The sequence below is a fragment of the Aeromicrobium sp. genome, from assembly GCF_014378035.1.
Classification (GTDB): Bacteria; Actinomycetota; Actinomycetes; order Propionibacteriales; family Nocardioidaceae; genus Aeromicrobium.
Genome location: NZ_JACMOM010000137.1, coordinates 1 through 4,202, shown reverse-complemented (window position 1 = coordinate 4,202; position 4,202 = coordinate 1). Strand labels below are relative to the sequence as shown.

3 protein-coding genes are annotated in these 4,202 nt (G+C 66.1%); 1 reads left to right on the top strand and 2 read right to left on the bottom strand.

Translation table 11 applies throughout. From position 1 onward, the window contains the following. On the top strand, positions 1-272 hold a 272-nt coding region (locus H7290_RS07160), incomplete at its 5' end, for a hypothetical protein (RefSeq protein ID WP_290513335.1). 31 nt (positions 273-303) lie between these two features. Here H7290_RS07160 and H7290_RS07155 read toward each other — a convergent pair. Both H7290_RS07155 and H7290_RS07150 read right to left on the bottom strand, forming a co-directional pair. Further along, a complete protein-coding gene (locus H7290_RS07155) occupies positions 304-2,733 on the bottom strand; it encodes a site-specific integrase (protein WP_290513334.1) in 2,430 nt (809 codons plus the stop codon). Then, a complete protein-coding gene (locus H7290_RS07150; protein ID WP_290513333.1) occupies positions 2,730-3,899 on the bottom strand; it encodes a site-specific integrase in 1,170 nt (389 codons plus the stop codon). Before H7290_RS07150 ends, H7290_RS07155 begins: the two co-directional genes overlap by 4 nt. Positions 3,900-4,202: the final 303 nt, after the last annotated feature.

The window sequence follows — 4,202 nt, the reverse complement described above, 5'->3', positions numbered from 1 at the left end:
GCCCCGATGGTGATGGGGCGGCCGGTGATCACCCGGGCGTCGTCGAGCAGGTCCGCCGCCGCGATGTGCTCGCCCAGTTGGGCCAGGGAAGCGCACTTGGGGACCGGGACGAGGTGGCGGCGCCGGAACCGGCCGATCTCTCCTTCGACGCCGCCCTTCTCATGGGCGCCCTTCAAACCGGGCTGGCAGAAGAACGACTCGAAACCGTATTCTCTGAACTCCTTATGGCCGAGTTGCAGAGGTCATCGTCGCGGATTCTGATGACTTGTTGAGCGCTGGACTGCCTGCAGAGGTGCGGGGTTGTTATCTGCTGCTGGGGATGCCTAGCGCGACGACGGTGCGGTGGGCGGGCTGTTTGTCGAGCTGGGTGATCTTGTCCTCGGCTCCGGCGAGACTGACCTGCAGGCCTTCGACTTCCCCGAGCCAGCCCTCGCGTTCGGCTTCGGCGATGCGGGCGTGCAGGTTGTCGCGGATCTCGACCAGTCGGTGCCGTTGTGCGGGGTCGGGCCAGAGCATGGGGCAGCGCACGCAGGCGTGTTCGTGGATGCACGGGGTGCCGAAGGCGCGGGCGCAGGTGCCGGTGGAGACCTTACGTCGTTCGAAGTGGCCGAGGAACTCTTGCCATTCCTGATCGGAGGGGGTGCGGTATTCCTCGGTGGGTCGCAGTGAGCGTCGTCGTGCCAGGAAGGCCAGGTGTGCCTGGATGGCTTCGTCGGGGTAGACCGCTTTGTAACCGAGGGTGACGTTGATGTCCTGGTGGCCGGCGATTACCTGGGCGATGTGTGGTGGCAGGCCGCCCAGGATGGCGTCGGTGATGAACATCCTTCGGAAGTCGTGCGGGGTGTAGTGCAGCGGCTGCCCGTCGGCTGGGTCGATCAGGCCGCTGTGCGCGAGGGCGGCGGACAGCAGTTTCCCGATGGCGCCCATGGCGATCGCCCGATGCTCGGTGCCGATGCGACGCTGGAACAGCAGTGGCGCTGGGGGTGACCAGAGTCGTTCGCGTTTGTCGTAGGCCGCGACCAGAGGCACCGCTCCGGTGCTGTCGCGGAGTCGGGCGATGATCGCGGCGAGGACCTCTGCGAGCTCGGGACTGACCACGAGCAGTCTTTCCGTGTCGGTTTTGGACGGCAGGATCTGAAGCAGTGGCACGAGCTCACCGCTGGTGGGGAGCCGGTACTGCACCAGGGCGTGGTGGCTGAGCTCGAGCAGCTCCTCAACACGGATTCCGGTGGCGCGCAATACTTCGACGATGGCCCAGGCCCAGAACGCGTGGTCCTCTTCGCGGGACAGATCTCGGCGTTTGCCTGTGGCAGGATCCTGGGCCCAGACCTTGTCGACCGCACCGCGGGTGATGACCGGACGGGTCAGGGTGGTTCCCTCAACCGTGAACGACTGACCGGGTTGGGTGCGGCGAGCCGTTTCCAGCAGGGTCATTGCGGTCCTTCGCTGCTGGTCGGTGGTGCGCACCAGGATCGGCAGAGCGGGCAGTCGTTCGCGGGTGCGGGAGTCCATCCGGGATTTCCGCTGCCGTTTGGCCTTGCGGCGGTTGACTTCCTCTTCCCCGACGGGGCAGGGCGCCACCCAGGGACCCCATCGACTCGGCTGCTCAACAGCCCAGTGAGCGAGGTCCAGGTAGAACGCTCGCACCGGGGTTAGACACTCCCGGTAGTTGATCCGTGGTACTGCGACTTGGACCTTCTCACCGGCCTCGTTGGTGGTCATCTTGGTGATGGTGCGCAATCGGCGCTTCCAGTCATCGGCGACCTCGCGAGGGAGCCGCAGGCTTTGAATGCCCGGGTGATGTTCCTCGATGTCGGCCCAGAATCGCATCCCCAGCATGCAGGACAACGAGTCCAGGCTGGTGTAGTCCAGCGCCGGCTGCCGTTCGCGCAAGTAGTCCACCAGCAGGTCGCGGACCGGACGGCAGGCCAGACCGTATCGGTCGATCAACTCCTCGGGGGTCCGCTGGCCAACGGTGTGTAGTCCTCGCAGCATCGCCGGTGTCCCCGCACCGAAGATCCCCAAGTCACGCAAGATCCGGTAGTACGCGGTGCGGCCAGTGGAGGGGTTGACCAGGACGTGATCCTCAGCGGCGAATAGTTCCACCATGTCTCCGACCGTGACCTGTCCCAGGGTGCCACCCTTGGCTGCGAGGATGAGCGCACTTCGGTAGGCCACCTGTTTGGTGACCGTGCTCGAGACGCCGTCATCGGCCTCACACAACTCCCGTAACCGGGCGAAGCCCTGCGGATCACGCGACTCGGCAAGGTTGCGGACCAGCAGGCCACCCCGGGCCAGACCGCCGCCCACCAGCCATGTCAGTGAGGGCCGCACCAGGTCCGCGCTGATCATCACTGGTAGCGCCTCGATCAGGGCCTCGCGACGCCACGGACCATGGCCTCGCTCGTCCAGCCACGACGACGGGATCGCCCGCCACGCGCGGCCGGCCGCGTCGGCTCCGCTGGATTGCCAACGTTCCTGCCAACTTCGCCCGGGCTGATCGGCCAACCAGTCGAGCAGCAATCGCAGGCCGACACCACCTTTGCTGCGCCGCTTCCCGTAGGACTCGAGCAGCGGCACGCTCAATCCCTCGGCCAAGACCTCCTGACGCGTTCGTCGGGTCGCAGTCCATGAGCCTGGGACAAGACGCGGTGGGTAGTCGGTTCGGGTCGACTCGGCCGGGCTGGATTGCACGCTCAGCGCGGTTGTCTCGTCGTCGACGAGCAAGCTCATGAGGGGCTACCGCCGAAGAGGACCTGGAGGGTCTCGGGCCGGTAGCCCGGAGCGGGAGTCGGAACCACACGCTCGGCTGCTCGCCTGGTTTGCTCGGCGTGATGGGCCAGCACCCGGCGGATCACATCTTCCTTGCGCGGTGTCAGGTAGAGCTGAGTCGTCGTCAGCTGGGCGTGACCCAGCACGAGCTGGACGTCGGTCAGTGGCAGCGCAGGATCCTCGGCCATCCGGTATGCGGCTGTGTGCCGCAACGAGTGCAACGTCGCCTCCGTCCCGGCCCGCACATTCACCCGCTCGAACATGCGGTGCACCGCGTGGTAGGTCAGCGGGCGGGCCGGAGATCGCAGCGTCCACCACAGCGGTTCACGCCGTCCGGTCGGGATCGCCCCGTCACGTTCCAGCTGGTGAAGCCGTAACCACACGAACGCGTCGGTGGAGGCCGGGAGCTGCTGCGAAGCACCAGTTCCTTTACGCACGACCGTGATCAGCTGGCGACCGGGATCGACACCGCCCTGGGTAACCGAGAGCAACTCCGAGGCGCGCGCCCCGGTCGAGACGTAGAAAGCCACCAGAGCCCGGTCCCGATGTGAAGGCAGCCTGGCGAAGATCTCGTTGAACTCCGCGTCCGGCACGCTGCGAGGGATCCTGCCCGGCACGCCGGGCCGGTACAGGCCGCTGCGTTCATTGCGTTGCGGCTCCATCGGGTTCTGATGGGCATGTGCTCGCCGATGGCGCCGTGCGCGATCCAGCGGGAACGGATTGAGAATCGGCCCGGTACCGGTGTCGCGGTGGAAGTCGTAGAAGCCACGTAACACCGTCTCGTTATGAGCCCGCACCGAGGCCGCGTACACGTTGCCCCTCGCGACGGGGACGGTAGCGTCGAGGTCCGGCAGGTCCTGGCTGCGCCAATGTGACCGAACTGGTTTGCCGCCAACCTGCAGCCAACGGGCGAAGTCCCGCGCTTCAGTCCGTGTTGCCCGGTCCCAGACCACCCCGATCGCCCACAAGAACCGGAACCATCGCAACATGTCCATCCCGTAAGAGCGCAATGTTGCCGGCGACCGCCCCGCCGCCTGCAGTTCCTTGAAGTAGGACGAGACCGCCTCGACCGTTACCCCCTCGGCGTCCAGGAGCCGGTACGGATCCCATAACTCACCAGTGGCCACGAGTCGACCCACCTGCGGCACAACCTCCATAGCCCGGTCAGATGAGGGAAATGGCTCCTCGTCGGGATTCATACCGGGGAGTCTGTCGGACCAGAACGCCGACTCGTGTCAGCGACACACCCCACTTGAACTGCAACTATGCCGCAACTAGTTCAGTCAATAGGTAGTGCGATCGCAGCGCCACGAACCGCTCGGCCTCGTCGCGGTTGCGTCCTTTCAGGACCCGGGTGACCGCGGGCTTGAGGTTGTCATACCGGACCCGGCCCGGGACGCCACCAAAATGTTGAAAGGCCAGGACGTGGC

Excerpts from the sequence above, each read along its gene's own strand:
- H7290_RS07155 (WP_290513334.1), bottom strand. The coding sequence starts at position 2,733 with ATGAGCTTGCTCGTCGACGACGAGACAACCGCGCTGAGCGTGCAATCC.